Origin of the sequence: Pseudomonas sp. Tn43 (genome assembly GCF_014192635.1) — a bacterium.
In the GTDB taxonomy this organism is placed as follows: Bacteria; Pseudomonadota; Gammaproteobacteria; order Pseudomonadales; family Pseudomonadaceae; genus Aquipseudomonas.
This window is the reverse complement of sequence record NZ_JACHYG010000004.1, coordinates 116,896-140,628: the sequence shown is the minus strand read 5'-3', so window position 1 is coordinate 140,628 and position 23,733 is coordinate 116,896. Positions and strand designations below refer to the sequence as shown.

The following is a 23,733-nucleotide window of genomic DNA, read 5'->3' as shown; positions in this document are numbered from 1 at the left end:
ATTAACTCCTGAGCACTGAAAAACGCGAGGCCGATGTTTCCCGATTGGACCTGGATATCGCTGGAAGAGGATGAGCCGTGCAGTTTTAATGGCATTCTGATTATTGTGACGTATAACCCTGAACGTTCACGCTTTCAATTGCTGAGACCGTATCCAGATGCCCTCCATCTACCAACTTAAACCTGCCTTCCAGAATCTGTTGCGACCGCTGGTTCAGCGACTGTTCGATAACGGCACCACCGCCAATCAAATTACCGTGCTGGCCGGCGTCATTTCGGTTGTGACGGGCGTCGGGATTGCTTGCTTCGCCCATCACCTGTGGGTTTTTCTGCTGATTCCCGTGTGGATGATCCTGCGGATGGCGCTGAACGCCATCGACGGCATGCTGGCCCGGGAATTCGGCCAACAGTCGCGCCTCGGCGCCTATCTTAATGAACTGTGCGATATCGTTGCCGACAGCGCGCTGATCCTGCCTTTCGCCCTGATTCCCGACGTGAGCGTGTTGATTGTGCTGTTGGTCACGCTGCTGGCATTGTTCAGCGAATACAGCGGCGTCCTCGGGCCGATGGTCGGCGCATCGCGGCGATATGACGGCCCGATGGGCAAGAGCGATCGCGCGTTTGCACTGGGCGCCTTGGCCACCGGCATTGCCATCGGCTGGATCAACGCGTTGTGGATTAACGTTGTGTTTGCGGTGGTCGCCGTCCTGCTGGCTTACACCTTGGTCAACCGGGTCCGCCTGGGCCTGAAAGAAGTGCAGGAAAACGCTCCCTCGGCATAAAGCCTCAGCGTAAGGCTCCTCAAGCATAAGGAAAGTGCAATGCGTGAAACTCAGAATAAGACCTTCACTACCCACGACGGCGTTGAACTGTTCTACCGCCATTGGCCGGCCACGGCGGGTAATTCGGGCGAACCGCGCAAGGCAGTGCTGCTGTTTCATCGCGGCCATGAACACTCGGGGCGTATCGCTCACTTGGTGGATGAACTGGACCTGCCAGCGTTCGACTTCTTTGCCTGGGACGCCCGCGGTCATGGTCAATCGCCGGGCGCTCGCGGCGACAGCCCGAGTTTCGCCACCAGCGTGCGGGACGTGCAGACCTATTGCGATCACCTGAACGCGACCCACCAGATCGATGAAGAGAACATGGCCGTGATCGCCCAGAGCGTCGGCGCGGTGATTGCCTCGACCTGGGTCCACGACTATGCACCGCGCATCCGCTCGCTGGTGCTCGCGTCGCCCGCATTCAAGGTCAAGCTATACGTCCCTTTCGCTCGTCCGGGCCTGGCGCTGATGCGCAAGTTTCGCGGCAACTTTTTCGTCAACAGCTACGTCAAGGCCAAGTTCCTCAGCCACGACCCGGAACGCGTCGCCTCTTACGATAGCGATCCGCTGATCACCAAGGCGATTTCAGTGAATGTGCTGCTCGGCTTGTATGAAGCCGCCGACCGTGTGGTGGCCGATGCGCAGGCGATTCAAGTGCCGACCCAACTGCTGATTTCCGGCTCGGACTTTGTGGTCCACCGCAAACCCCAGGAACAGTTTTTCGAACGCTTGGGCAGCCTGAAAAAGGAAAAACACATTCTCCCGGGTTTCTACCACGACACGCTTGGGGAACGTGATCGCGCCGTGGCCGTAGCCAGCGCCAAACGCTTTATCCTGCAAAACTTTGAATACCCGCTGGACCGCGCCTCGCTGCTCAATGCCGACAAGATCGGCCTAACCTGCGCGGAATCCGAATCCCTCGCTGCCCCGCTGCCGCACAACTCGATGCGCGACCTGTACTGGCGCATGACCCGCGCCAGCATGCGCCTGGGCAGCCGACTGTCCGACGGGGTAAAGCTGGGCTTCGACACCGGTTTCGACTCCGGCAGCACTCTGGATTACGTGTACCGCAACCAGCCCACCGGCAAGGGCGGGCTCGGGCGGATGATTGATCAAAATTACCTGAATTCCATTGGCTGGCGCGGCATTCGCCAGCGCAAACTCAACGTCGAAGAGTTGCTGCGCCTGACCATGGCCAAGCTGCGTGAAGAAGGCCGACCGGTGCGCATCGTCGACATCGCCGCCGGTCACGGCCGCTACATTCTTGAAGCCTTGCAAGGCGTCAGCCCGCTACCGGAATCGATACTGTTGCGCGATTACAGCGACATCAATGTGCGTGACGGTGGTGCGCTGATTCGTGATAAGGGCCTTGGAGACATCGCGCAGTTCGTGAAAGGCGACGCGTTCGACCGCGCCGACCTGGCGGCACTGGACCCAAAGCCGACACTGGCGGTTGTGTCCGGGTTGTATGAACTGTTTGCCGACAATGCACTGGTCGGCGGCTCTCTGGCGGGCCTGGCGGAGGCCGTGGAGCCCGGTGGCTATCTGGTCTACACCGGTCAACCCTGGCACCCGCAACTGGAACTGATCGCCCGCGTCCTCACCAGCCACCGTCAAGGCCAGGCGTGGGTGATGCGTCGGCGCAGCCAGGCGGAAATGGATCAACTGGTGGAAGCAGCGGGTTTTCGCAAAATCACCCAGCGAGTGGATGAATGGGGGATCTTCACCGTGTCCCTCGCGCAACGGGTGCAATGATGGGGGCTGCCCCGAGAGAGCCGGGTTTGCTGAAGCCCGCCGTGCTCTGGTTGCTGGTGCTGGCACCGCTGTTTTTCGCCAGCTACGGCTTTGCCACGTGGGTCACGGCCCAGCGCAGCGATGTCGCCACCTTCGTTTTCGATTGGGAAAGCGCCATGCCCTTCTGGGCCTGGACCATCGTCCCCTACTGGACGATTGATCTGCTGTACGGTTTTTCGCTGCTGCTGCCCGATAGTCGCCATGAACTCAAGCGCCACGCCTTGCGCCTGCTGAGTGCTCAAGTGATCTCTATCAGTTGTTTCCTGTTATGGCCGCTGCGCTTCACCTTCGAACGGCCTGAACTGGATGGAGTGTTCGGCTGGCTGTTCGCGGTGCTGGCCGGGTTCGACAAGCCGTTCAATCAGGCGCCGTCGCTGCACATCGCCCTGCTGGTGATTTTGTGGGTCATGTACCAACGGCACTCTCAAGGGCTGTGGCGCTGGCTGGTACACGGCTGGTTCGCATTGATCGGGATTTCGGTGCTGACCACTTATCAACATCACTTTATCGACTTACCTACAGGCGCCCTCGCCGGCTGGCTGTGCGTGTGGTTGTGGCCACTGGATCGGCCTAGCCCTTTGAGTAGCCTGCGGTTGGCCAAGGACCCGAAACGCTGGCGCCTGGCCCTGCGTTATGGCATCGGCGCGGCGATATTCGCCATTCCAGCCTTTGGCCTGCGCGGCGGATGGCTGTGGCTGATCTGGCCCTCCGTGGCGTTGCTGTTGGTGGCGCTCAACTACACGCTGCTGGACGCCGCCGGGTTTCAGAAACGCGCTGACGGCCGCCTTAGCCCGGCCGCCCGTTGGTTATTTGCACCCTACGTGGCAGCGGCGTGGATCAACTCACGGCTTTGGACCCGTAAACATCCGCAACCCAATGAGGTTGTGGATAACGTTTGGCTCGGCAGGCTTCCCGACGCTGAGCAATTGGCGCCGTTCAAAGCTGTGGTCGATCTATGCGCTGAGCTGCCGCTCAACCCGAAAGGCCGCGCCTATCAAAGCGTTCCGATACTCGACCTGACCGCGCCCAGCGCTGAGCAATGCCTCGCCGCCGCCCAGGCCATTGAACACCTGCGCCAGCAAGGTCCCTTGCTGGTCTGCTGCGCTTTGGGCTATTCACGCAGCGCCACCGCTATCGCGGCCTGGTTGCTGCACAGCGGTCGAGCGGCCACTGTCGATGCCGCCGTGGCGATGATTCAGGCCGCACGCCCGCAAGTGGTGTTCCATCCGGCCCATCGCCAAGCTCTGGAGAACGCCTATGCCGGTTGATATGGAACTGCACGTGGTCGCCAGCCTGCTGCGCCGGGGCCGCGCCCTAGATCAGTTATCCACAGGGCTGACCTTGCTGGGTGTGTTGTTCGGCCTGCTGCAACTGCTGCTGATCACCCCGACGGCGCCGTTCTTGATCCTCAGCGCCTGGCTGATCATCCTCGGGCTATGGCAAAAATACTGGGCGCTGCGGGTGGCCTTCGACGCTGACCTGTTTACTCTGATAGCCCGCGACGCTGACGCTTTGTCAGATCGCACTCAAGCCCTCGATCAGGCCCTGCAAAACCTCAGCCTGCAACCGGCCAGCCGTGCCGGTCGGCCCTGGACCGAACGTCAGCGCGGGGGGCTTAAACTGCTGCGCAAACAGGCGGTCCTGCTGGCCGCCCAAGTGCTGGCACCCTTGGCTGTCATTCTGGCCAGTCCTTGGCTGCCCTTCGCTGGATAAGGAAATCATTAATGTTCGAACCTTTGGTCGCCTTCCTCATCACCTCCATAGCCCGAACCGTTACTGGCGCTCGCAGCCTGTGGATGGGTTGCGCGCCGAATCCCGTGCAGCGCATTTATTTTGCCAACCACAGCAGCCACGGCGACTTCGTGCTGCTTTGGGCCTCGCTGCCTTCCACCCTGCGCAAACTTACACGACCGGTGGCCGGCAGCGACTATTGGAATAAGAGCGCCTTACGCCGTTACATCATCAGCCGGGTGTTCAACGGCGTGCTAATCGACCGCGAGCGCAAGAACCCTGTGGATAACCCTTTGCAGCCCATGCTCGATGCCCTGGAGAACGGTTATTCGTTGATCATCTTTCCTGAAGGCACGCGCAATCTGGAAGAGGGTTTGCTGCCGTTCAAAAGCGGCCTGTACCACTTGGCAAAACGTTACCCACAGGCCCAGGTGATTCCGGTGTGGATCGCCAACCTCAATCGAGTCATGCCCAAGGGACGAGTGCTGCCACTGCCGCTGTTGTGTACCACCAGTTTCGGCGCGCCCCTGCACCTGACCGAAGGCGAGAGCAAAGAGCAGTTCCTTTCACGCAGCCGCGACGCACTGCTGGCCCTCGCCCCGGAGCATTCCTGACATGGATAGACAAACCCTGATGCTGTTCGGCGGGATCGGCATGATCCTGGTGCTGGCCTCACTGATTGGCCTGATTCTCAAACTGCGCACCCGGGGCACGCCCAATGCAGTCATCGAGAACCTCAACGCCCGCATCAACGCCTGGTGGGTGATGGTGGTGGTGATCGGCGTCGCTTTTTGGCTGGGCACCGGCGCGGTGATCCTGCTGTTTTACGCAGTATCGTTCTATGCGCTACGCGAATTCCTCACCCTCATGCCCACCCGACGCAGCGACTACCCGGCGCTGGTAGCCGCGTTTTATCTGGCATTGCCACTGCAATATCTGCTGATCTATTCCGATTGGTACGGACTTTTCTCGATCTTTATTCCGGTGTACGTATTTTTGCTCCTGCCAATTCTTGCGTCTCTCGGTGGCGACAGCACGCACTTCCTCGAGCGGGCGTCGAAAGTGCAATGGGGCTTAATGATCGCGGTGTTCTGCGTGTCGTTCGTGCCCGCTCTGCTGACCCTGGACATCGTCGGTTACGAAGGCCGAAACCTGCTGCTGATCGCGTATCTGGTGATCGTGGTGCAGCTGTCAGACGTGCTGCAGTACGTCTGCGGCAAGTTGTTCGGCAAACACAAGATCGCGCCTACTTTGTCGCCATCGAAAACCGTTGAGGGCTTTGTTGGCGGCGTTCTGCTGTCCTCGCTGATTGGTGCAGCCTTGTGGTGGACCACGCCATTCAACCCGTGGCAGTCGTTCTTTATTGCGCTGCTGATCAACCTGCTGGGGTTTGCCGGCGGCATCGTGATGTCGGCAATCAAGCGTGACCGGGGCGTGAAGGATTGGGGACACATGATCGAAGGCCACGGCGGGATGCTGGATCGATTGGATTCAGTGTGTTTTGCGGCACCGATCTTCTTTCATCTTGTGCGGTATTGGTGGACTTGAAATAGCTGACCTTTTTCAAAAAAAGACCGCAGCCAAGGCTGCGGTCTTTTCATTCATCATTTCATCGCTTGTGGATAACTTATTCCACCGTCACCGACTTCGCCAGGTTACGCGGTTGATCGACGTCGGTACCCTTCAAAACCGCCACATAGTACGAAAGCAGCTGCAACGGAATGGTGTAGAGGATCGGCGACAGGATGTTGTGGATGTGCGGCATCTGGACGACATGAGTGCCTTCGCCGTTGGTCATGCCCGCCTGTTCGTCGGCGAAGACGATCAGTTCACCGCCGCGGGCGCGGACTTCCTGAAGGTTGGATTTCAGCTTCTCCAGCAATTCGTTGTTTGGCGCAACGGTAACTACGGGCATGTCGTTATCCACAAGCGCCAACGGGCCATGTTTCAGTTCGCCCGCCGGATAGGCTTCCGCGTGAATGTAGGAGATTTCCTTGAGCTTGAGGGCCCCTTCCATCGCGACCGGGAATTGTGCACCGCGACCGAGGAACAGGGTGTGGTTCTTCTCGGCGAACAGCTCGGCGATTTTTTCCACGGTGCTGTCCATCGCCAGGGCTTCGCCCAAACGGGTCGGCAGGCGACGCAGTTCTTCGACCAGTGTGGCTTCGACACCTTCGGCCAACGTACCGCGAACCTGACCCAGGGACAGGGTCAGCAACAGCAGGCCAACCAGTTGAGTGGTGAAGGCTTTGGTCGAGGCCACGCCGATTTCGCGACCGGCCTGGGTCAACAGCGTCAGGTCCGACTCACGCACCAGAGAGCTGATGCCGACGTTGCAGATTGCCAGGCTGGCGAGGAAACCGAGCTCCTTGGCATTGCGCAGCGCGGCCAAGGTGTCGGCGGTTTCACCGGACTGGGAGATGCTCACGAACAGGGTATCTGGCTGCACCACTACCTTGCGGTAGCGGAATTCGCTGGCGACTTCGACCTGACACGGAATACCCGCCAGTTCTTCGAGCCAGTAACGGGCAACCATGCCGGCGTGATAGCTGGTGCCGCAGGCGACGATTTGTACATTGCGTACCTTGGCAAACAGCTCGGTAGCTTCGGGGCCGAATGCTTCGACCAGCACCTTGTTTTGGCTCAGGCGACCTTCGAGAGTGCGCTGTACCACGACCGGTTGCTCATGAATTTCCTTGAGCATGTAATGGCGGAATTCGCCCTTGTCAGCCGCTTCGGCACCGTCGCGGTACTGCACGCTTTCACGCTGGACGAGCGCACCATCGATGTCCCAGATCTGCACGCTGTCGCGGCGAATTTCGGCGATGTCGCCTTCTTCCAGGTACATGAAACGGTCGGTGACCTGACGCAGCGCCAATTGGTCGGAAGCCAGGAAATTCTCCCCCATACCCAGACCGATCACCAATGGGCTGCCACTGCGGGCCGCCACCAGACGATCCGGTTGCAGGGCGCTGATCACCGCCAAACCGTAAGCACCGTGCAGCTCTTTCACGGTCGCTTTCAGGGCGATTGTCAGGTCGGGTTGCAGCTTGAGTTTTTCGTGCAGCAGATGCGCGATGACTTCAGTGTCAGTGTCCGAGGAGAACACGTGGCCCAACGCCTGGAGTTGCTGGCGCAGGGCGTCATGGTTCTCGATGATGCCGTTGTGCACCACCGCCAGATCCCCGGAAAAATGCGGGTGAGCATTACGCTCACACGGCGCGCCGTGGGTCGCCCAGCGGGTATGGGCAATGCCCAGACGGCCGACCAGAGGCTCTTCGATCAGCGCCTGTTCCAGTTCGCTGACCTTGCCCGGACGACGGGTGCGCAAGAGTTTTTCATCATTGGTGTACACCGCCACACCAGCGCTGTCATACCCACGGTATTCCAGACGCTTGAGGCCTTCGAGCAGGATGGCGGTAACGTTACGTTCTGCGACTGCACCGACAATTCCACACATGCTAGTTCTCCTGACTGACGGCGGCGCAAATCAAATTGATGCCGCGGGCCTGAATCTGATCGCGTGCCTCAACTGGCAGACGATCATCGGTAATGAGGGTATGGACGCTGCTCCATGGCAGCTCCAGATTGGGAATTTTGCGGCCGATCTTGTCGGCCTCGACCATCACGATCACTTCGCGGGCAACCTCGGCCATGACACGGCTCAAGCCCAGCAATTCATTGAAGGTGGTGGTCCCGCGCACCAGATCGATGCCATCGGCACCGATAAATAGCTGATCAAAGTCATATGAGCGTAGTACTTGCTCGGCCACCTGACCCTGGAAGGACTCGGAATGCGGGTCCCAGGTCCCGCCGGTCATCAACAGCACCGGCTCGTGCTCGAGTTCGCTTAAAGCGTTGGCGACATACAGGGAATTGGTCATCACCACCAAACCCGGTTGTTGGCCGAGTTCCGGGATCATCGCGGCGGTGGTGCTGCCGCTGTCGATGATGATTCGCGCATGCTCGCGGATCCGCGTGACGGCGGCGCGAGCAATGGCCTGCTTGTATTTGGAAACCGGTTGGCCGATATCGGCGACCAGCTCCTGAGGCATGGTGACCGCCCCGCCGTAACGACGCAGCAACAGACCGTTGCTTTCAAGCGCCGCCAAGTCCTTGCGAATCGTAACTTCCGAGGTTTCGAAGCGCTTGGCCAGCTCATCCACGCTGACTTCACCCTGCTCATTGAGCAGGGCAAGGATGTTATGGCGACGTTGGGGCGTGTTGCGCTTTGACATGGACTGGTAAGTTTCGATTCGAAAGATAACGTAAGCAATCAAAACCCATTAGCGAAACTTCGTCAAGCGGGACACGATAAAAATGATCTGTGGATAAAAAGCTTCGCGGGCAAGCCTCGCTCCTACAGACGGTGATTATTCCGTAGGAGCGAGGCTTGCCCGCGAAAGCGACCTCATGAGCACCACGTTGTGCTGTGGGTAACTCAGTTCTTCTTGATCTTCTCCGGCCGTTTCCAGCCATCGATGTTTTTCTGCCGAGCCCGACCCACCGCCAACTGAGCCTTATCCACATTCTGGGTAATGGTCGAACCCGCCGCCGTGGTTGCACCCGCTGAGATATCCACAGGCGCGACCAACGAATTGTTGGAGCCGATGAATACATCTTCGCCCAACACGGTTTTCCACTTGTTCGCCCCATCGTAGTTACAGGTGATGGTGCCTGCGCCGATGTTGGTGCGCGCACCAATCTGGGCATCGCCCAGATACGTCAAGTGACCGGCCTTGGCGCCTTCGCCCATGTGGGCGTTCTTCAGTTCAACGAAGTTACCCACATGCGCACGAGCTTCCAGCACCGTGCCGGGACGCAAACGAGCGAATGGGCCGGCATCGCTGCCTTCACCCAATATTGCGCCCTCGATATGGCTGTTGGCCTTGATCACTACGCCTTTGCGCAGGGTGCTGTCTTTGATCACGCAGTTCGGACCAATCACCACGTCGTCCTCGATGACGACTTTGCCTTCGAGGATCACGTTGATGTCGATCAGCACATCGCGACCAATGGTAACTTCGCCACGCACATCGAAACGCGCCGGGTCGCGCAACGTCACGCCTTGAGCCATCAAATGACGCGCCATGCGCAACTGATAATGACGCTCAAGTTCGGCTAGCTGCTTGCGATCGTTGGCGCCCTGCACTTCCATGGTGTCATGAGGGTGTTCAGTGGCCACCACCAGACCATCACTGACCGCCATGGCGATCACGTCGGTCAGGTAGTACTCACCTTGGGCATTGTTATTGGAGAGGCGACTCACCCAATCACCCAAACGTTCGAAAGGCAGCGCCAGAATGCCGGTATTGCCTTCGGTGATCGCACGTTCAATCTCGTTGGTGTCTTTATGCTCGACGATGGCGGCAACCTTACCGGCGGCATCGCGAACGATGCGGCCGTAACCCGTCGGGTCATCCAGCTCGACAGTCAACAAGCCCAATTGCTGCGGTTGAGCCAGTTTGAGCAGACGTTGCAGGGTTTCCACTTCAATCAACGGTACGTCACCGTACAGAATCAGCACGGTGTCGGACTTGATGAACGGGACAGCCTGGGCCACCGCATGTCCGGTACCCAGCTGTTGATCCTGCAGGACGAAATTCAGGTCATCGGCGCCCAGACGCTCGCGCACCACTTCAGCGCCATGGCCGATCACCACATGAATGCGTTGTGGATCAAGTTGCCGGGCGGTGTGGATAACATGGCTAAGCATTGAGTTACCGGCAACCGGGTGCAGAACTTTTGGCAAGGCCGAACGCATGCGCGTGCCTTGGCCGGCAGCGAGGATAACGATTTCAAGAGACATGACAGGCTACTAATCCTGGGGGTCAGCGGCTGCGACCGGGTGATAAAAGTCAGAAAAGAAAAAAGGGTAGCCGAGGCTACCCTTTTTAATCAATCGCGCAATAAGTCGATGGCCGATTAGTGACCGAACTTCTTGCGGATCTGCTGGACGGTGCGCAGCTGAGCTGCAGCCTCGGCCAGACGTGCGGCAGCAGCTCCGTAATCGAACTCTGCGCCTTTGTCATGCAGGGCCTTCTCGGCAGCCTGAACTGCTTCCCGAGCGGAGGCTTCATCCAGGTCGGCAGCACGTTGCACGGTGTCGGCAAGAACCTTGACCATGTTCGGCTGAACCTCGAGGAAACCACCGGAGATGTAATACACCTCCTCTTCCCCGCCCTGCTTGATCAGTCGGATCGGGCCCGGCTTGAGATTGGTGATCAGCGGCGCGTGACCCAGAGCGATACCAAGATCACCCAGTGCACCGTGCGCAACCACCATCTCGACCAGGCCGGAAAATATTTCCCCTTCCGCGCTGACGATATCGCAATGGACTGTCATAGCCATCTGATTGCCTCAACCTAAATTAGCGCCCGTTGCCGGGCGCCGGGATTACAGTTTCTTGGCTTTCTCGATCGCTTCTTCGATGCCGCCGACCATGTAGAACGCTTGTTCTGGCAGGTGGTCGTAGTCACCGTTGAGGATGCCTTTGAAGCCAGCAATGGTGTCTTTCAGGGAAACGTATTTACCCGAAGCACCGGTGAAGACTTCAGCCACGAAGAACGGCTGCGACAAGAAACGCTGGATCTTACGAGCACGGTTTACCAACTGCTTGTCGGCTTCCGACAGCTCGTCCATACCCAGGATCGCAATGATGTCCTTCAGTTCTTTGTAACGCTGCAGCACGTACTGAACACCGCGAGCGGTTTCGTAGTGGTCGTTGCCGATCACGTTCGGGTCCAGCTGACGCGAAGTCGAGTCCAGTGGATCTACCGCCGGGTAGATACCCAGGGAAGCGATGTCACGGGACAGAACGACGGTGGCGTCCAAGTGGGCGAAGGTGGTCGCTGGCGACGGGTCGGTCAAGTCGTCCGCTGGTACGTATACCGCCTGGATCGAAGTAATCGAACCTTGCTTGGTCGAAGTGATGCGCTCTTGCAGCACGCCCATCTCTTCAGCCAGGGTCGGCTGGTAACCTACTGCCGAAGGCATACGGCCCAGCAGTGCGGATACTTCAGTACCGGCCAGGGTGTAACGATAGATGTTGTCGACGAACAGCAGAACGTCGTTACCTTCGTCACGGAACTTCTCGGCCATGGTCAGGCCGGTCAGTGCTACGCGCAGACGGTTTCCCGGCGGCTCGTTCATCTGACCGTAAACCAGTGCCACTTTGTCCAGAACGTTGGAATCCTTCATCTCGTGGTAGAAGTCGTTACCCTCACGAGTACGCTCACCCACACCGGCGAACACGGAATAACCGCTGTGCTCGATGGCGATGTTACGGATCAGTTCCATCATGTTCACGGTCTTGCCTACACCGGCACCACCGAACAGACCGACTTTACCGCCCTTGGCGAACGGGCAAACCAGGTCGATAACCTTGATGCCTGTTTCCAGCAGCTCGTTGCCACCGGCTTGTTCAGCGAAGGTTGGCGCAGGGCGGTGAATGCCCCAACGCTCTTCTTCGCCGATCGGGCCAGCTTCGTCGATCGGGTTGCCCAGTACGTCCATGATCCGGCCCAGGGTCGCTTTACCGACCGGTACGGAAATGGCTGCGCCAGTGTTGTTGACGTCCAGACCGCGCTTCAAGCCTTCGGTGGAGCCCATCGCAATGGTACGAACCACGCCGTCGCCCAGCTGCTGCTGAACTTCCAGAGTGGTTTCGGCACCTTGAACTTTCAAGGCGTCGTAGATGCTCGGTACGCTGTCGCGTGGAAATTCCACGTCGATAACGGCGCCGATGATTTGAACGATACGTCCGCTACTCATAGCTGGATCCTCTGAATATTTGAACCGTTAAACCGCGGCAGCGCCGCCGACGATTTCCGAGATCTCTTGGGTGATCGCAGCCTGACGCGCCTTGTTGTAGACCAGCTGCAAATCGCTGATCAAATCACCGGCGTTGTCGGTAGCGTTCTTCATTGCGATCATCCGCGCAGCTTGTTCAGCCGCGTTGTTCTCGACCACCGCCTGGTAGACCTGCGACTCAACGTAACGGACCATCAAGCCATCGAGCAGCTCCTTGGCATCCGGTTCGTAGAGATAGTCCCAGTGGTGCTTGAGTTCTTGATCCGGGGTTGCCACCAGTGGAATCAACTGCTCCACGGTAGGCTGTTGCGTCATGGTGTTGATGAACTTGTTGGACACCACGGACAGGCGGTCAATCCGGCCGTCCAGGTAGGCATCCAGCATCACCTTGACGCTGCCGATCAGATCATTGATCGACGGCTCTTCACCCAGGTGGCTGATAGCTGCAACGACGTTACCGCCGAAGTTGCGGAAGAAAGCCGCACCCTTGCTACCAACGACACACAGATCGATCTCGACGCCGTTTTCGCGGTTTACCGCCATGTCCTTGACCAAAGCCTTGAACAGGTTGGTGTTCAAGCCACCACACAGACCACGGTCACTGCTCACAACGACATAACCGACGCGCTTTACTTCACGGTCGATCATGAACGGGTGGCGATATTCCGGGTTAGCGTTGGCCAGATGGCCAATAACCTGGCGGATGCGCTCCGCATAAGGACGGCTAGCAGCCATGCGCATTTGTGCCTTGCGCATTTTGCTGACCGCCACTTTTTCCATGGCGCTGGTAATTTTTTGCGTGCTTTTGATGCTCGCAATCTTACTGCGAATCTCTTTTGCGCCTGCCATGTAACACCTATCAGGTTAGCAAGCGGGAGCCGCTAGGCTCCCGCTGCGGCTTACCAGGTTTGGGTGGCCTTGAACTTCTCGATACCGGCTTTCAGGCCGCCATCGATTTCGTCATTGAAGTCACCCTTCACGTTGATCTTCGCCATCAAGTCGGCGTGATCGCGGTTGAAGTAAGCAATCAGCGCTTGTTCGAAGCTGCCGATCTTGGCGATTTCAACGTCGGTCAGGAACCCACGCTCAGCGGCATACAGCGACAGCGACATGTCGGCGATCGACATTGGCGCGTATTGCTTCTGCTTCATCAGCTCGGTAACGCGCTGACCATGCTCAAGTTGCTTACGGGTCGCTTCGTCCAGGTCAGAAGCGAACTGGGCGAATGCCGCCAGTTCACGGTACTGAGCCAGAGCGGTACGGATACCACCGGAGAGCTTCTTGATGATCTTGGTCTGAGCGGCACCACCCACACGGGATACCGAAACACCGGCGTTCACTGCAGGACGGATGCCCGAGTTGAACATGGCCGATTCCAGGAAGATCTGACCGTCGGTGATGGAAATCACGTTGGTCGGAACGAACGCGGAAACGTCGCCAGCCTGGGTTTCGATGATCGGCAATGCGGTCAGGGAACCGGTTTTGCCGGTCACTGCGCCGTTGGTGAACTTCTCTACGTACTCTTCCGAAACGCGGGATGCGCGCTCCAGCAGACGGGAGTGGAGATAGAACACGTCGCCTGGGTAAGCTTCACGGCCTGGTGGACGGCGCAGCAGCAGGGAAATCTGGCGGTAAGCCACTGCTTGCTTGGACAGATCGTCATAAACGATCAGCGCGTCTTCACCGCGGTCGCGGAAGTATTCGCCCATGGTGCAACCGGAGTACGGTGCCAGGAACTGCAGTGCTGCAGATTCCGAAGCGCTCGCCGCTACGATGATGGTGTTAGCCAGTGCACCGTTTTCTTCCAGCTTGCGAACCACGTTAGCGATGGTCGATTGTTTCTGACCGATGGCTACGTAGACGCAGAAAATGCCGCTGTCTTTCTGGTTGATGATCGCGTCGATCGCCAGAGCGGTTTTACCGATCTGACGGTCACCGATGATCAGCTCACGCTGGCCACGGCCGACAGGGATCATGGCATCGACAGCCTTGTAGCCAGTCTGTACAGGCTGGTCTACCGATTTACGCCAGATCACGCCTGGAGCAACTTTCTCGACCGCGTCGGTCTCGGTGTTGTTCAGCGGACCCTTGCCGTCAACTGGGTTACCCAGTGCGTCGACTACGCGACCCAGCAGTTCCTTACCAACCGGAACTTCCAGGATGCGGCCGGTGCACTTGGCGCTCATGCCTTCAGCCAGAGTCTGGTATGCGCCCAATACTACGGCACCTACAGAGTCTTGCTCCAGGTTGAGGGCCATGCCGAAGACGCCGCCCGGAAACTCGATCATCTCGCCGTACATGACGTCGGCCAGACCGTGAATCCGCACGATGCCGTCAGATACGCTGACGACAGTGCCTTCGTTACGGGCTTGGGAGGTCACATCGAGCTTGTCGATGCGGCCCTTGATAATTTCACTTATTTCGGAAGGATTGAGTTGCTGCATTGCTCTGCTGCCCCTTCAAACTCAAGATTTCAATGCTTCGGCAAGTTTCGCGATTTTGCCGCGAATCGAGCCATCGATAACCAGGTCGCCGGCGCGGATGACAACACCCCCAATAAGGGATGAGTCTTCCTCGACTTGCAGGCGCACTTCCCGGTTGAGTCGTGCACTGAGAACCTTGGCGAGTTTGTCTTGCTGTTCTTGGTTCAATGCGAAAGCACTGGTGACTTCAACGTCTACCGATTTCTCTTGTTCTGCCTTGTACAGGTCGAACAGAGCGGCGATCTCCGGCAACAGCGGGAGACGGTCGTTTTCGGCAACGACGTTGATGAAGTTCTGTGCCTTGACATCAAACTTGTCGCCGCACACGTCAATAAACGTGGCGGCCTTTTCTGCGCTCGTCAGTCGCGGGGCCTTGAGCACGCGCTGCATGATGTCGTCTTCCGACACCGCTGCAGCCAGGCCGAGCATGGCTGACCAATTGGCCAGTTGCTGGTGGGCCTGAGCGTGCTCGAAGGCCGCCTTAGCGTAAGGTCGGGCCAACGTGGTCAGTTCTGCCATGATCGCCCTCGCTTAGATTTCAGCAGCCAGTTGGTTAACCAGCTCTGCGTGCGCGTTTTGATCGATTGTGGCACCCAGGATCTTCGAAGCACCGCCAACGGCCAGGCTACCCACTTGGGCGCGCAGCGCGTCTTTGACGCTGTTCAGTTCCTGTTCGATCTCGGCTTGAGCCTGAGCCTTCACACGGTCAGCTTCGACGCGAGCCTGTTCACGGGCTTCGTCGACAATCTGGGTACCGCGTTTCTTGGCTTGCTCGATGATTTCAGCTGCCTGAGCTTTCGCTTCGCGCAGTTGCTGACCCGCTTTCTCTTGGGCCAACTCCAGGTCGCGAGCTGCACGGCTGGCAGCGTCCAGACCATCAGCGATCTTCTTTTGACGTTCGTGCAGAGCCGTAATGACCGGAGGCCATACGAACTTCATGCAGAACAGTACAAAAATCAGGAACGCAACGGACTGGCCAATCAGGGTCGCATTAATGTTCACGCCAACACCTCGCAGTTACGTTGTCCATCACACCAAATTACCCGGAAGATCCGAGTAATTAGCCAGCGATCTGACCAACGAACGGGTTCGCAAAGGTGAAGAACAGAGCGATACCAACACCGATCATGGTTACGGCGTCGAGCAGACCGGCAACGATGAACATTTTGACTTGCAGCATTGGAACCATTTCTGGCTGACGCGCAGCGCCTTCCAGGAACTTGCCGCCCAACAGGCCGAAACCAATTGCGGTACCCAGTGCGCCCAGGCCGATCAACAGTGCAACAGCGATAGCGGTTAGACCAACTACAGTTTCCATCTTTCCTCCCGACTTTTACGTCGTATGGTTTAGGTTTTTTAGATTTTAAAGCGGGTAAAACAAATCGTTTCATAGCCCTGTTCGGGCACCCACCCGTGTTACCGGGTGGGACATCAGACCAGTCTGAGACTGGTCTTAATGGTTCTGTTCGTGCGCCATCGACAGGTAAACGATGGTCAGCATCATGAAGATAAACGCCTGCAGGGTGATGATCAGGATGTGGAACACAGCCCACGCCCACTGCAGAACTACGCCCAGGCCGCTGAGCCAGAGCAGACCGCTGCCGAACATCACAGCAATCAGAATGAAGACCAGTTCACCGGCATACATGTTGCCGAACAGACGCAGTGCCAACGAGATCGGCTTGGCAATCAGAGTCACGAATTCAAGCAGGAAGTTCACCGGAATCAGCAGGGCTTGAACGAAGATGTTCTTGCTGCCGAACGGGTGCAGGGTCAGTTCGCCGATGAAACCGCCGATGCCCTTGACCTTGATGCTGTAGAAAATGATCAACGCGAATACCGACAGGGCCATGCCCAGGGTAGCGTTCGGGTCGGTGGTCGATACGGCGCGGAACGGAATGTGCGAATCGCCGGAGATCAACATGGCCACTTGAGGAATCCAGTCAACCGGAATCAGGTCGACGGCGTTCATCAGGAAGACCCAGACGAAGATGGTCAGCGCCAACGGTGCAATCACCGGGCTACGGCCATGGAAGCTGTCTTTCACGCTGCCATCGACGAATTCGACCAATACTTCAACGAAGTTCTGCAAAGCACCAGGCTGACCGGAAGTCGCCTTCTTTGCCGCCATGCGGAAAAGAAAAACGAAAATCAGACCCAATGCGACCGACCAGCCGAGTGTATCGACGTGGAAAGCCCAGAAGCCCATTTCTTTGGCTTCTGCTGCGGTGTGGGCAAAACCCCACCCGCCGGTTGGGTGCTGACCGAAGGTCAGGTTCTGCAAGTGGTGCTGGATATAGCCCGAAGCGGTTGTCTCTGCCATGGTTGCCTCAAACGCCCTAAGGTCTCGAAAGTCTTGTTCTCATTAGCAGGGGAGCGAACCAGCTAACCAGTTGGGTCAGCACGAAGACGCCGAATACTGCTAACGGCGCCAATGGCTTCACACCTGCGAACGTCAATGCAAACAGCACTGCCGTCAAAATCAGTTTGCCCGCCTCGCCGGCATAAAAAGACCGGACGATGGCTTGAGCTGCTCGGGCACCGGAAAACCGGAATGCCCTGTGAGCGAAATAAATATTGGGAAGCAAGGCTATCAGGCCTCCGCAGAGTCCCGAGTACCCGGCAACGACTCCATGCCATTGCCAGAGCGCCAAAGCAGCGATCAGCAAAACGACAAATTGAGCCATTAACACCGGAAAAACTGCCAGGCGATGGAACGGCAAGCGGTCTGGCGTGCGGTTTTCCATCTCTTTTGCTCCCCAATGGTCGGCTGCCAGAATTCAATAACTTGGCATAATTTGTGCCGACAAAATGCGCGCAGAGTATAGGGGCGGTTCTGCCCCTATTCAACTGTCAGGTAGTGATTTCCGACTTCACGCTACATGAGGAATTGTTTCAGCGGATGTGTGCGAGCACACCTTGAAGTTCATCAAGAGAGTTGTAGCCGATCACCAGCTGCCCCTTACCCTTCTTTCCATGGCGGATCTGCACCGCAGAGCCTAGGCGCTCGGCCAGACGCTGCTCGAGCCGGGCGATATCCGGGTCCGGTTTTGCAGGTTCAACAGGCTCCGGTTTGTCACTCAACCACTGGCGAACCAGTGCTTCAGTCTGGCGTACGGTCAGCCCCCGTGCGACAACGTGTCGCGCCCCTTCAACTTGTTGATTTTCCGGCAAACCAAGCAAGGCTCGGGCATGACCCATTTCCAGATCGCCATGAGACAGCATGGTTTTGATGACTTCCGGCAGCGTAATCAGACGCAACAGATTGGCGACGGTGACGCGGGATTTACCCACAGCCTCGGCCACTTGTTGTTGAGTCAGCTGGAATTCCTGCTGCAAACGCTGCAAGGCCACCGCTTCTTCGATCGGATTGAGGTCTTCGCGCTGGATGTTTTCGATCAGCGCCATGGCGATGGCGGTTTCATCCGGCACATCGCGAACCATCGCCGGGATGGTTTCCTGGCCAGCCTGCTGGCTGGCGCGCCAGCGGCGTTCGCCGGCGATGATTTCGAAGCGCCCGCTGCCGATCGGGCGAACCACGATCGGCTGCATCACGCCCTGGGCCCTGATCGACTGCGCCAGCTCCTCCAGCGCTTGCGGATCCATGTCCCGACGCGGCTGGTACTTGCCACGCTGGATCAGGTCCAGGGGCAGGTGCTGCAGCTCACGCTGGTCGGCTTGTACCGCTTGCTCTTCCAGCGAGCTGACGGTCGGACCACTCAGCAGTGCATCCAGTCCACGTCCGAGACCTCGTTTCTTGACGGCCATGGGGATTCCTTAAGTTGCCTGAGCAGCGGCGGTGCGTGAGTTTTTGCGCTGACGGCGAACCATCTCGCCCGCCAATGCCAGATAGGCAATCGCGCCCCGCGATGATTTGTCATACGCCAGCGCCGGCATGCCATAGCTGGGCGCTTCGGCCAGACGGATGTTGCGTGGAATGACGGTGTCGTAGAGCTGATCGCCGAAGTGTTCCTTGAGCTGCGCCGATACGTCGTTCATCAGGCTCAGGCGCGGGTCGTACATGGTCCGCAACAGGCCTTCGACTTTCAGGTTCGGGTTTAGCAGTTCGGCGATGCGCTTGATGTTATCCACAAGGTCGCTCAACCCTTCGAGCGCGAAGTACTCGCACTGCATGGGGATAATCACCCCGTCGGCGGCAACCAGCGCATTGAGCGTCAACATCGACAGCGACGGCGGGCAGTCGATCAAAATGTAATCGTAGTTTTCCCGGATCGGCGCCAACGCACTGCGCAGACGGCTTTCCTTCATCTGCATTTCCAGCAGAACCACTTCGGCCGCCGTCAGGTCGCGGTTGGCCGGCAGCAACTGGTAACCACCGTGTTCGGAATAGTGCATGGCCTGGGCCAGATCGCATTCTCCGATCAGCAGGTCGTAGACCGAATTTTCCAGGCCGTGTTTATCCACACCGCTACCCATGGTGGCGTTGCCCTGTGGATCAAGATCGATCAACAGCACCCGACGCTTGGTAGCGACCAGGGAAGCTGCGAGGTTGATGCAGGTGGTGGTCTTGCCCACACCACCCTTCTGGTTCGCTATCGCGAATACCTTAGCCATTCTTGCTTGTGTTCCCAATCATGCCCTGCGGCGCAGTATCAGCAGATGGCGTTGGCCTTGGCAACCGGGTACGGCCAGGGCGTGTTCGCTATCGAGGTGGAAGTCTGCCGGCAATGCTACCAGCTCATCAGCAGGATGAACGCCCTTCATTGCCAGCCAACGTGTTTCGGTATCGCCCAAATGGCGTGTCCAGTTGCTGAAGTTCTCCATGCTGCTGAACGCACGGGAAATAATCCCGTTGAATGGCTGTTCAGGCTGGAAGGCTTCAACGCGACTGTGGATAACTTGCAGGTTATCCAGTTTGAGTTCGAGTTTGACCTGGGTCAGGAAGCGGGTTTTCTTGCCGTTACTGTCCAGGCAGGTCACTTGCGACTCGGGAAACAGGATCGCCAGGGGAATCCCGGGCATGCCGCCGCCACTGCCCACATCCAGCCAGCGGCCGTTTTCGATGAAGGACATAACGCTCAGGCTATCGAGCAAATGCCGGGAAACCATTTCGTCCGGATCACGCACGGCCGTGAGGTTGTAGGCCTTGTTCCATTTTATCAACAGGGCCAGATAACCCAGCAGCTGTGCATGCTGGGCGTCCGTCAGGTTGACACCGAGCTGGCGAGCACCTGTGGATAACTCTTCGGCGTGTTGCGAGGTGACCAACGAACTCAAGCGCTTTGCTCCAACTGACGGCCCGCGCCGCGTTTTTTCAAATGAATCATCAACAGCGAAATCGCTGCCGGGGTCACGCCCGGAATACGCGACGCCTGGCCCAGGGTCTCTGGACGGGTCGCGCCGAGCTTGCTCTGGATCTCTTTCGAGAGACCGGAGATGTTCGTGTAATCGATATCCACAGGCAATTTGGTGTCTTCGCTGGCCCGCAGGCGCGCGATTTCATCCTGTTGACGATCAATGTAACCGGCGTATTTGGTCTTGATTTCGACCTGTTCGGCGACTTGTGGATCTTCTGCGCCCCCACCGGTCACGGCGATCAGACCAGCGTAGTCGATTTCCGGACGGCTCAGCAGGTTGAGCAAATTGTATTCGTGGGTCAGCGGCGTGCCGAACTTCTCGGAAATCGCATCGCCCTGCTCGGTGCCCGGGCGAACCCAGGTACTTTTCAGGCGTTGCTCTTCCAGATCGATGCTTTCGCGTTTCTTGCAGAACGCAGCCCAACGCACGTCATCCACCAGACCCAATTCGCGACCTTTTTCGGTCAGGCGCAGGTCGGCGTTGTCTTCGCGCAGGATCAAACGGTATTCGGCGCGGGACGTGAACATCCGGTACGGTTCCTGGGTTCCCAGGGTAATCAGGTCATCGACCAGAACGCCGATGTACGCTTCGTCGCGACGCGGGCACCAGGCATCTTTGCCCTGAGCACGCAGGGCGGCGTTGGCTCCGGCCAGCAAACCTTGGGCGCCAGCTTCTTCGTAACCGGTGGTGCCGTTGATTTGCCCGGCGAAGAACAGACCGCCAATCACTTTGGTTTCCAGGCTGTACTTCAGGTCACGCGGGTCGAAGTAGTCGTATTCGATGGCGTAGCCCGGACGAACGATGTGTGCGTTTTCCATGCCGCGGATCGATTGCACGATCTGCAATTGCACGTCGAACGGCAGGGATGTGGATATCCCGTTCGGGTACAGCTCATGGGTGGTCAAACCTTCCGGCTCGATGAAGACCTGGTGACTTTCCTTGTCAGCAAAACGGTGGATCTTGTCTTCGATCGATGGGCAATAACGCGGACCGATGCCTTCGATCAACCCCGCATCGGAATACATCGGCGAACGATCAAGGTTCGAAGCAATGATTTCGTGGGTACGGGCGTTGGTGTGGGTAATCCAGCAGCTGACCTGTTGCGGATGCTGCTCTTTGGAGCCCATGAACGACATCACCGGAATCGGCGTATCCCCCGCTTGCTCGGTCATCACCGAGAAATCCACAGTGCGACCGTCGATACGTGGCGGTGTACCGGTTTTCAGGCGACCGACACGCAATGGCAGTTCACGCAGACGATGCGCGAGGGCAATCGATGGCGGATCACCGGCGCGACCGCCGGAATAATTCTGCATGCCGATGTGGATAAGTCCACCGAGGAAGGTGCCGGTGGTCAAGACCACGGAATCGGCGAAGAAACGCAGGCCCATTTGGGTGACAACACCGCGTACTTGTTCCTGCTCGACAATCAGATCATCCGCAGCTTGTTGAAATATCCACAGGTTCGGCTGGTTTTCCAGAGCTTCGCGGACAGCGGCCTTGTACAAAACCCGATCGGCCTGAGCGCGGGTTGCACGCACGGCAGGGCCTTTGCGGCTGTTCAATACGCGAAACTGAATACCACCTTTATCGGTAGCCATGGCCATCGCGCCGCCGAGGGCATCGATTTCTTTAACCAGATGGCTTTTGCCGATCCCGCCAATGGCGGGGTTGCAACTCATGGCACCGAGGGTTTCCACGTTATGCGTCAGCAACAGGGTTTTTGCCCCCATACGTGCTGATGCAAGTGCTGCCTCGGTACCGGCATGACCGCCGCCGATGACGATCACTTCAAAACGGGAAGGGAAATCCACCACGCACCTCGTGCCTGCTTCAGTCAGGTAATCCGGAAATAGTTTGATCTCAGGTTTTTGGACCTGGTCGGCAAGTATAGGGACTTCGCCCTTCCTAAAGAACCCTTTGCACAAAATTTAACCAGCTGTGGAGAAGTCGAGGTTATAGAAATTAAAAAGAGAGAAATTTATTAAATCTTTGTTTTTATGTTTATTTCTACTGAACCACCTTTCTGTGGATAGATTGATACAGCCCTTTATTTTCAATATGTACAGAGATTCAAAACCCTGTGGTCATGTGTCAATGAGGCCCTTGGATAACCGGTGTAAGCCTGTGGATGAAAGGGGTGGTTATCCACAGAGGCGGTTATCTTCAGTTTTGAGGCCCTGTTATCAACTGCCCTTAGCGACACTTATTCACAGGGCTTAATCCACAGGAAAGCCGCCGAACGGGCAAATTCCGGGCAAGGGAAATCCGCTCAAGCAAAGAATCTGCTCGGCACTGAAGGAAAATTTCAGAAAAGGAGAGGACAGACAGGCCTCAATGGCCTGTCTGTGAACAGCTGAAGGAGCTATTTACCGATACAGAAGCTGGAAAAGATCCTTCCCAGCAGATCATCGGAGCTGAATGCGCCGGTGATTTCGCCCAAAGAGTGCTGCGCCTGCCGTAAATCTTCGGCCAGCAGTTCACCGGCACCCGCTAATGTCAGTTGCGCACGACCGTGCTCAAGCGACGCGCTCGCATGACGCAGTGCCTCAAGGTGACGCCTGCGAGCACTGAAGCTGCTTTCGGAGGTCTGCTCGTAACCCATGCAGGCCTTGAGATGTTCGCGTAACAGTTCCAATCCCATGCCGGCAGATTTGGCACTGAGACTGATGGTGACGTGGCCATCGCCACTGACTTCCAGAGCGATGGCTTCCCCTGTCAGATCAGCCTTGTTGCGGATAAGGGTAACTTTTGCCGGGTCCGGGCGGGTTTCGAGAAATTCAGGCCACAAGGCAAAGGGATCAAGAGCCTCGGGAGCCGTGGCATCGACCACCAGCAAGACCCGATCGGCCTCACCGATGGCTTTCAATGCCCGTTCGACGCCAATTTTTTCCACCTGATCATCGGTATCGCGCAAGCCGGCAGTGTCGACCACGTGCAACGGCATGCCATCGATGTGGATATGTTCGCGAAGAATATCCCGGGTCGTACCGGCAATCTCAGTCACGATTGCGGCTTCACGCCCGGCCAAGGCATTCAGCAGGCTGGACTTGCCGGCATTCGGCCGGCCGGCGATCACCACGGTCATGCCGTCACGCAACAAGGCCCCCTGCCCGGCCTCACGCAGCACTGTGGATAATTCGTCGCGCACTTTGTCGAGCATGCTCAGGACATGGCCATCGGCGAGGAAGTCGATTTCTTCTTCCGGGAAGTCGATGGCTGCTTCGACGTAAATACGCAGGCCTATCAGTTGCTCAGTGAGGTTATGCACACGCTGGGAAAACGCACCTTGCAACGAACGCAGGGCGTTTCGTGCCGCCTGCGCGGAACTTGCCTCGATCAGGTCGGCAATGGCTTCGGCCTGAGCCAGATCGAGCTTGTCGTTAAGGAACGCGCGCTCGCTGAATTCCCCCGGCCGGGCCAGGCGACAGCCCAGTTCCAGGCAACGCTTGAGCAACATATCCAGAACGATCGGCCCGCCGTGACCCTGCAGTTCAAGCACATCTTCGCCGGTGAACGAGTTTGGCCCCGGAAAATAAAGCGCGATGCCTTCGTCCAGCACCTCTTCGTTTGCACTGAAAAATGGGCCGTAATGGGCAAACCGCGGTTTCAGTTCGCGACCGCTGATGGCCTTGGCCGCCAGACTCGCCAGCGGCCCGGAAATACGGACAATGCCCACACCCCCGCGACCTTGAGCGGTGGCGACGGCGGCGATGGTTTCGCGAGGAACGCTCATAAACCGGTATCCAGACAAAAGTGACAGATAGCAAA

The 23,733-nt window shown here is 57.8% G+C and carries 23 protein-coding genes; 6 read left to right on the top strand and 17 right to left on the bottom strand.

Annotated features, from left to right (window positions below):
* The first annotated feature begins 157 nt into the window (after positions 1–157).
* The 6 genes from FHW68_RS12335 to FHW68_RS12310 are packed head-to-tail and all read left to right on the top strand — an operon-like array spanning position 158 to position 5,896.
* Positions 158–781, top strand: coding sequence for a CDP-alcohol phosphatidyltransferase family protein (locus FHW68_RS12335; protein ID WP_095632783.1), 624 nt, complete (start codon positions 158–160; stop codon positions 779–781).
* Positions 782–820: 39 nt separating this feature from the next.
* Entirely contained in the window at positions 821–2,578 is a 1,758-nt protein-coding gene (locus tag FHW68_RS12330; RefSeq protein ID WP_183680569.1) for a bifunctional alpha/beta hydrolase/class I SAM-dependent methyltransferase, read from the top strand.
* A complete protein-coding gene (locus tag FHW68_RS12325; RefSeq protein WP_183680973.1) occupies positions 2,575–3,885 on the top strand; it encodes a phosphatase PAP2/dual specificity phosphatase family protein in 1,311 nt (436 codons plus the stop codon). The genes FHW68_RS12330 and FHW68_RS12325 overlap by 4 nt, the downstream gene beginning before the upstream one ends.
* Positions 3,875–4,330 (top strand): hypothetical protein, encoded by a 456-nt coding sequence (locus FHW68_RS12320; RefSeq protein ID WP_183680567.1) that lies wholly within the window; start codon positions 3,875–3,877, stop codon positions 4,328–4,330. Before FHW68_RS12325 ends, FHW68_RS12320 begins: the two co-directional genes overlap by 11 nt.
* A gap of 11 nt (positions 4,331–4,341) precedes the next feature.
* Complete coding sequence (locus FHW68_RS12315) at positions 4,342–4,962, top strand: 1-acyl-sn-glycerol-3-phosphate acyltransferase (RefSeq protein WP_095632779.1); 621 nt, start codon at positions 4,342–4,344, stop codon at positions 4,960–4,962.
* Between the two features lies 1 nt (position 4,963).
* Positions 4,964–5,896, top strand: coding sequence for a phosphatidate cytidylyltransferase (locus tag FHW68_RS12310; protein WP_095632778.1), 933 nt, complete (start codon positions 4,964–4,966; stop codon positions 5,894–5,896).
* A gap of 79 nt (positions 5,897–5,975) precedes the next feature.
* Here FHW68_RS12310 and glmS read toward each other — a convergent pair whose 3' ends face one another.
* The 17 genes from glmS to mnmE form a co-directional block, all read right to left on the bottom strand.
* Positions 5,976–7,808: a glutamine--fructose-6-phosphate transaminase (isomerizing) gene (gene glmS / locus FHW68_RS12305; RefSeq protein ID WP_183680565.1), complete on the bottom strand. Its 1,833-nt coding sequence runs from the start codon at positions 7,806–7,808 to the stop codon at positions 5,976–5,978.
* Between the two features lies 1 nt (position 7,809).
* Positions 7,810–8,586 (bottom strand): DeoR/GlpR family DNA-binding transcription regulator, encoded by a 777-nt coding sequence (locus FHW68_RS12300; protein ID WP_095632776.1) that lies wholly within the window; start codon positions 8,584–8,586, stop codon positions 7,810–7,812.
* A 203-nt stretch (positions 8,587–8,789) separates the two neighbouring features.
* Positions 8,790–10,157: a bifunctional UDP-N-acetylglucosamine diphosphorylase/glucosamine-1-phosphate N-acetyltransferase GlmU gene (gene glmU / locus FHW68_RS12295; RefSeq protein ID WP_183680563.1), complete on the bottom strand. Its 1,368-nt coding sequence runs from the start codon at positions 10,155–10,157 to the stop codon at positions 8,790–8,792.
* Positions 10,158–10,273: 116 nt separating this feature from the next.
* The gene (locus FHW68_RS12290) at positions 10,274–10,699 is read right to left on the bottom strand and encodes a F0F1 ATP synthase subunit epsilon (RefSeq protein ID WP_007903037.1); all 426 of its coding nucleotides are present in this window, start codon (positions 10,697–10,699) and stop codon (positions 10,274–10,276) included.
* Between the two features lie 45 nt (positions 10,700–10,744).
* Complete coding sequence (gene atpD / locus FHW68_RS12285; protein WP_007969907.1) at positions 10,745–12,121, bottom strand: F0F1 ATP synthase subunit beta; 1,377 nt, start codon at positions 12,119–12,121, stop codon at positions 10,745–10,747.
* Between the two features lie 27 nt (positions 12,122–12,148).
* Positions 12,149–13,009, bottom strand: coding sequence for a F0F1 ATP synthase subunit gamma (gene atpG, locus FHW68_RS12280; RefSeq protein ID WP_007934344.1), 861 nt, complete (start codon positions 13,007–13,009; stop codon positions 12,149–12,151).
* 50 nt (positions 13,010–13,059) lie between these two features.
* Entirely contained in the window at positions 13,060–14,604 is a 1,545-nt protein-coding gene (gene atpA / locus FHW68_RS12275; protein ID WP_007969905.1) for a F0F1 ATP synthase subunit alpha, read from the bottom strand.
* A gap of 21 nt (positions 14,605–14,625) precedes the next feature.
* Positions 14,626–15,162 carry a F0F1 ATP synthase subunit delta gene (locus FHW68_RS12270; RefSeq protein ID WP_095632774.1) on the bottom strand — a complete coding sequence of 179 codons (537 nt, stop codon included), beginning with the start codon at positions 15,160–15,162 and terminating at the stop codon, positions 14,626–14,628.
* A gap of 12 nt (positions 15,163–15,174) precedes the next feature.
* Positions 15,175–15,645 carry a F0F1 ATP synthase subunit B gene (locus FHW68_RS12265; protein WP_095632773.1) on the bottom strand — a complete coding sequence of 157 codons (471 nt, stop codon included), beginning with the start codon at positions 15,643–15,645 and terminating at the stop codon, positions 15,175–15,177.
* 58 nt (positions 15,646–15,703) lie between these two features.
* Positions 15,704–15,961 (bottom strand): F0F1 ATP synthase subunit C, encoded by a 258-nt coding sequence (atpE, locus tag FHW68_RS12260; RefSeq protein WP_003097235.1) that lies wholly within the window; start codon positions 15,959–15,961, stop codon positions 15,704–15,706.
* Between the two features lie 135 nt (positions 15,962–16,096).
* Entirely contained in the window at positions 16,097–16,966 is an 870-nt protein-coding gene (gene atpB, locus FHW68_RS12255) for a F0F1 ATP synthase subunit A (protein WP_095632772.1), read from the bottom strand.
* A 16-nt stretch (positions 16,967–16,982) separates the two neighbouring features.
* Positions 16,983–17,390 carry a F0F1 ATP synthase subunit I gene (locus tag FHW68_RS12250; RefSeq protein WP_007903021.1) on the bottom strand — a complete coding sequence of 136 codons (408 nt, stop codon included), beginning with the start codon at positions 17,388–17,390 and terminating at the stop codon, positions 16,983–16,985.
* A 148-nt stretch (positions 17,391–17,538) separates the two neighbouring features.
* The gene (locus FHW68_RS12245) at positions 17,539–18,411 is read right to left on the bottom strand and encodes a ParB/RepB/Spo0J family partition protein (protein WP_095632770.1); all 873 of its coding nucleotides are present in this window, start codon (positions 18,409–18,411) and stop codon (positions 17,539–17,541) included.
* 9 nt (positions 18,412–18,420) lie between these two features.
* On the bottom strand, positions 18,421–19,218 hold the full coding sequence (locus tag FHW68_RS12240) for a ParA family protein (protein WP_007934331.1): 798 nt from the start codon (positions 19,216–19,218) through the stop codon (positions 18,421–18,423).
* Between the two features lie 18 nt (positions 19,219–19,236).
* Complete coding sequence (gene rsmG / locus FHW68_RS12235; protein WP_095632769.1) at positions 19,237–19,881, bottom strand: 16S rRNA (guanine(527)-N(7))-methyltransferase RsmG; 645 nt, start codon at positions 19,879–19,881, stop codon at positions 19,237–19,239.
* Positions 19,878–21,776 (bottom strand): tRNA uridine-5-carboxymethylaminomethyl(34) synthesis enzyme MnmG, encoded by a 1,899-nt coding sequence (mnmG, locus tag FHW68_RS12230; RefSeq protein ID WP_183680561.1) that lies wholly within the window; start codon positions 21,774–21,776, stop codon positions 19,878–19,880. Before mnmG ends, rsmG begins: the two co-directional genes overlap by 4 nt.
* Before the next feature lie 551 nt (positions 21,777–22,327).
* The gene (gene mnmE, locus FHW68_RS12225) at positions 22,328–23,698 is read right to left on the bottom strand and encodes a tRNA uridine-5-carboxymethylaminomethyl(34) synthesis GTPase MnmE (RefSeq protein ID WP_095632767.1); all 1,371 of its coding nucleotides are present in this window, start codon (positions 23,696–23,698) and stop codon (positions 22,328–22,330) included.
* Between the last annotated feature and the right edge of the window lie 35 nt (positions 23,699–23,733).

Excerpts from the sequence above, each read along its gene's own strand:
- atpB (WP_095632772.1), bottom strand. The coding sequence starts at position 16,966 with ATGGCAGAGACAACCGCTTCGGGCTATATCCAGCACCACTTGCAGAAC.
- FHW68_RS12240 (WP_007934331.1), bottom strand. The coding sequence starts at position 19,218 with ATGGCTAAGGTATTCGCGATAGCGAACCAGAAGGGTGGTGTGGGCAAG.
- FHW68_RS12330 (WP_183680569.1), top strand. The coding sequence starts at position 821 with ATGCGTGAAACTCAGAATAAGACCTTCACTACCCACGACGGCGTTGAA.
- atpG (WP_007934344.1), bottom strand. The coding sequence starts at position 13,009 with ATGGCAGGCGCAAAAGAGATTCGCAGTAAGATTGCGAGCATCAAAAGC.
- glmU (WP_183680563.1), bottom strand. The coding sequence starts at position 10,157 with ATGTCTCTTGAAATCGTTATCCTCGCTGCCGGCCAAGGCACGCGCATG.
- glmS (WP_183680565.1), bottom strand. The coding sequence starts at position 7,808 with ATGTGTGGAATTGTCGGTGCAGTCGCAGAACGTAACGTTACCGCCATC.
- atpD (WP_007969907.1), bottom strand. The coding sequence starts at position 12,121 with ATGAGTAGCGGACGTATCGTTCAAATCATCGGCGCCGTTATCGACGTG.
- atpA (WP_007969905.1), bottom strand. The coding sequence starts at position 14,604 with ATGCAGCAACTCAATCCTTCCGAAATAAGTGAAATTATCAAGGGCCGC.
- FHW68_RS12310 (WP_095632778.1), top strand. The coding sequence starts at position 4,964 with ATGGATAGACAAACCCTGATGCTGTTCGGCGGGATCGGCATGATCCTG.
- atpE (WP_003097235.1), bottom strand. The coding sequence starts at position 15,961 with ATGGAAACTGTAGTTGGTCTAACCGCTATCGCTGTTGCACTGTTGATC.
- FHW68_RS12325 (WP_183680973.1), top strand. The coding sequence starts at position 2,575 with ATGATGGGGGCTGCCCCGAGAGAGCCGGGTTTGCTGAAGCCCGCCGTG.
- FHW68_RS12245 (WP_095632770.1), bottom strand. The coding sequence starts at position 18,411 with ATGGCCGTCAAGAAACGAGGTCTCGGACGTGGACTGGATGCACTGCTG.
- FHW68_RS12315 (WP_095632779.1), top strand. The coding sequence starts at position 4,342 with ATGTTCGAACCTTTGGTCGCCTTCCTCATCACCTCCATAGCCCGAACC.
- FHW68_RS12250 (WP_007903021.1), bottom strand. The coding sequence starts at position 17,390 with ATGGAAAACCGCACGCCAGACCGCTTGCCGTTCCATCGCCTGGCAGTT.
- FHW68_RS12335 (WP_095632783.1), top strand. The coding sequence starts at position 158 with ATGCCCTCCATCTACCAACTTAAACCTGCCTTCCAGAATCTGTTGCGA.
- FHW68_RS12290 (WP_007903037.1), bottom strand. The coding sequence starts at position 10,699 with ATGGCTATGACAGTCCATTGCGATATCGTCAGCGCGGAAGGGGAAATA.
- FHW68_RS12320 (WP_183680567.1), top strand. The coding sequence starts at position 3,875 with ATGCCGGTTGATATGGAACTGCACGTGGTCGCCAGCCTGCTGCGCCGG.
- FHW68_RS12300 (WP_095632776.1), bottom strand. The coding sequence starts at position 8,586 with ATGTCAAAGCGCAACACGCCCCAACGTCGCCATAACATCCTTGCCCTG.
- mnmE (WP_095632767.1), bottom strand. The coding sequence starts at position 23,698 with ATGAGCGTTCCTCGCGAAACCATCGCCGCCGTCGCCACCGCTCAAGGT.
- FHW68_RS12270 (WP_095632774.1), bottom strand. The coding sequence starts at position 15,162 with ATGGCAGAACTGACCACGTTGGCCCGACCTTACGCTAAGGCGGCCTTC.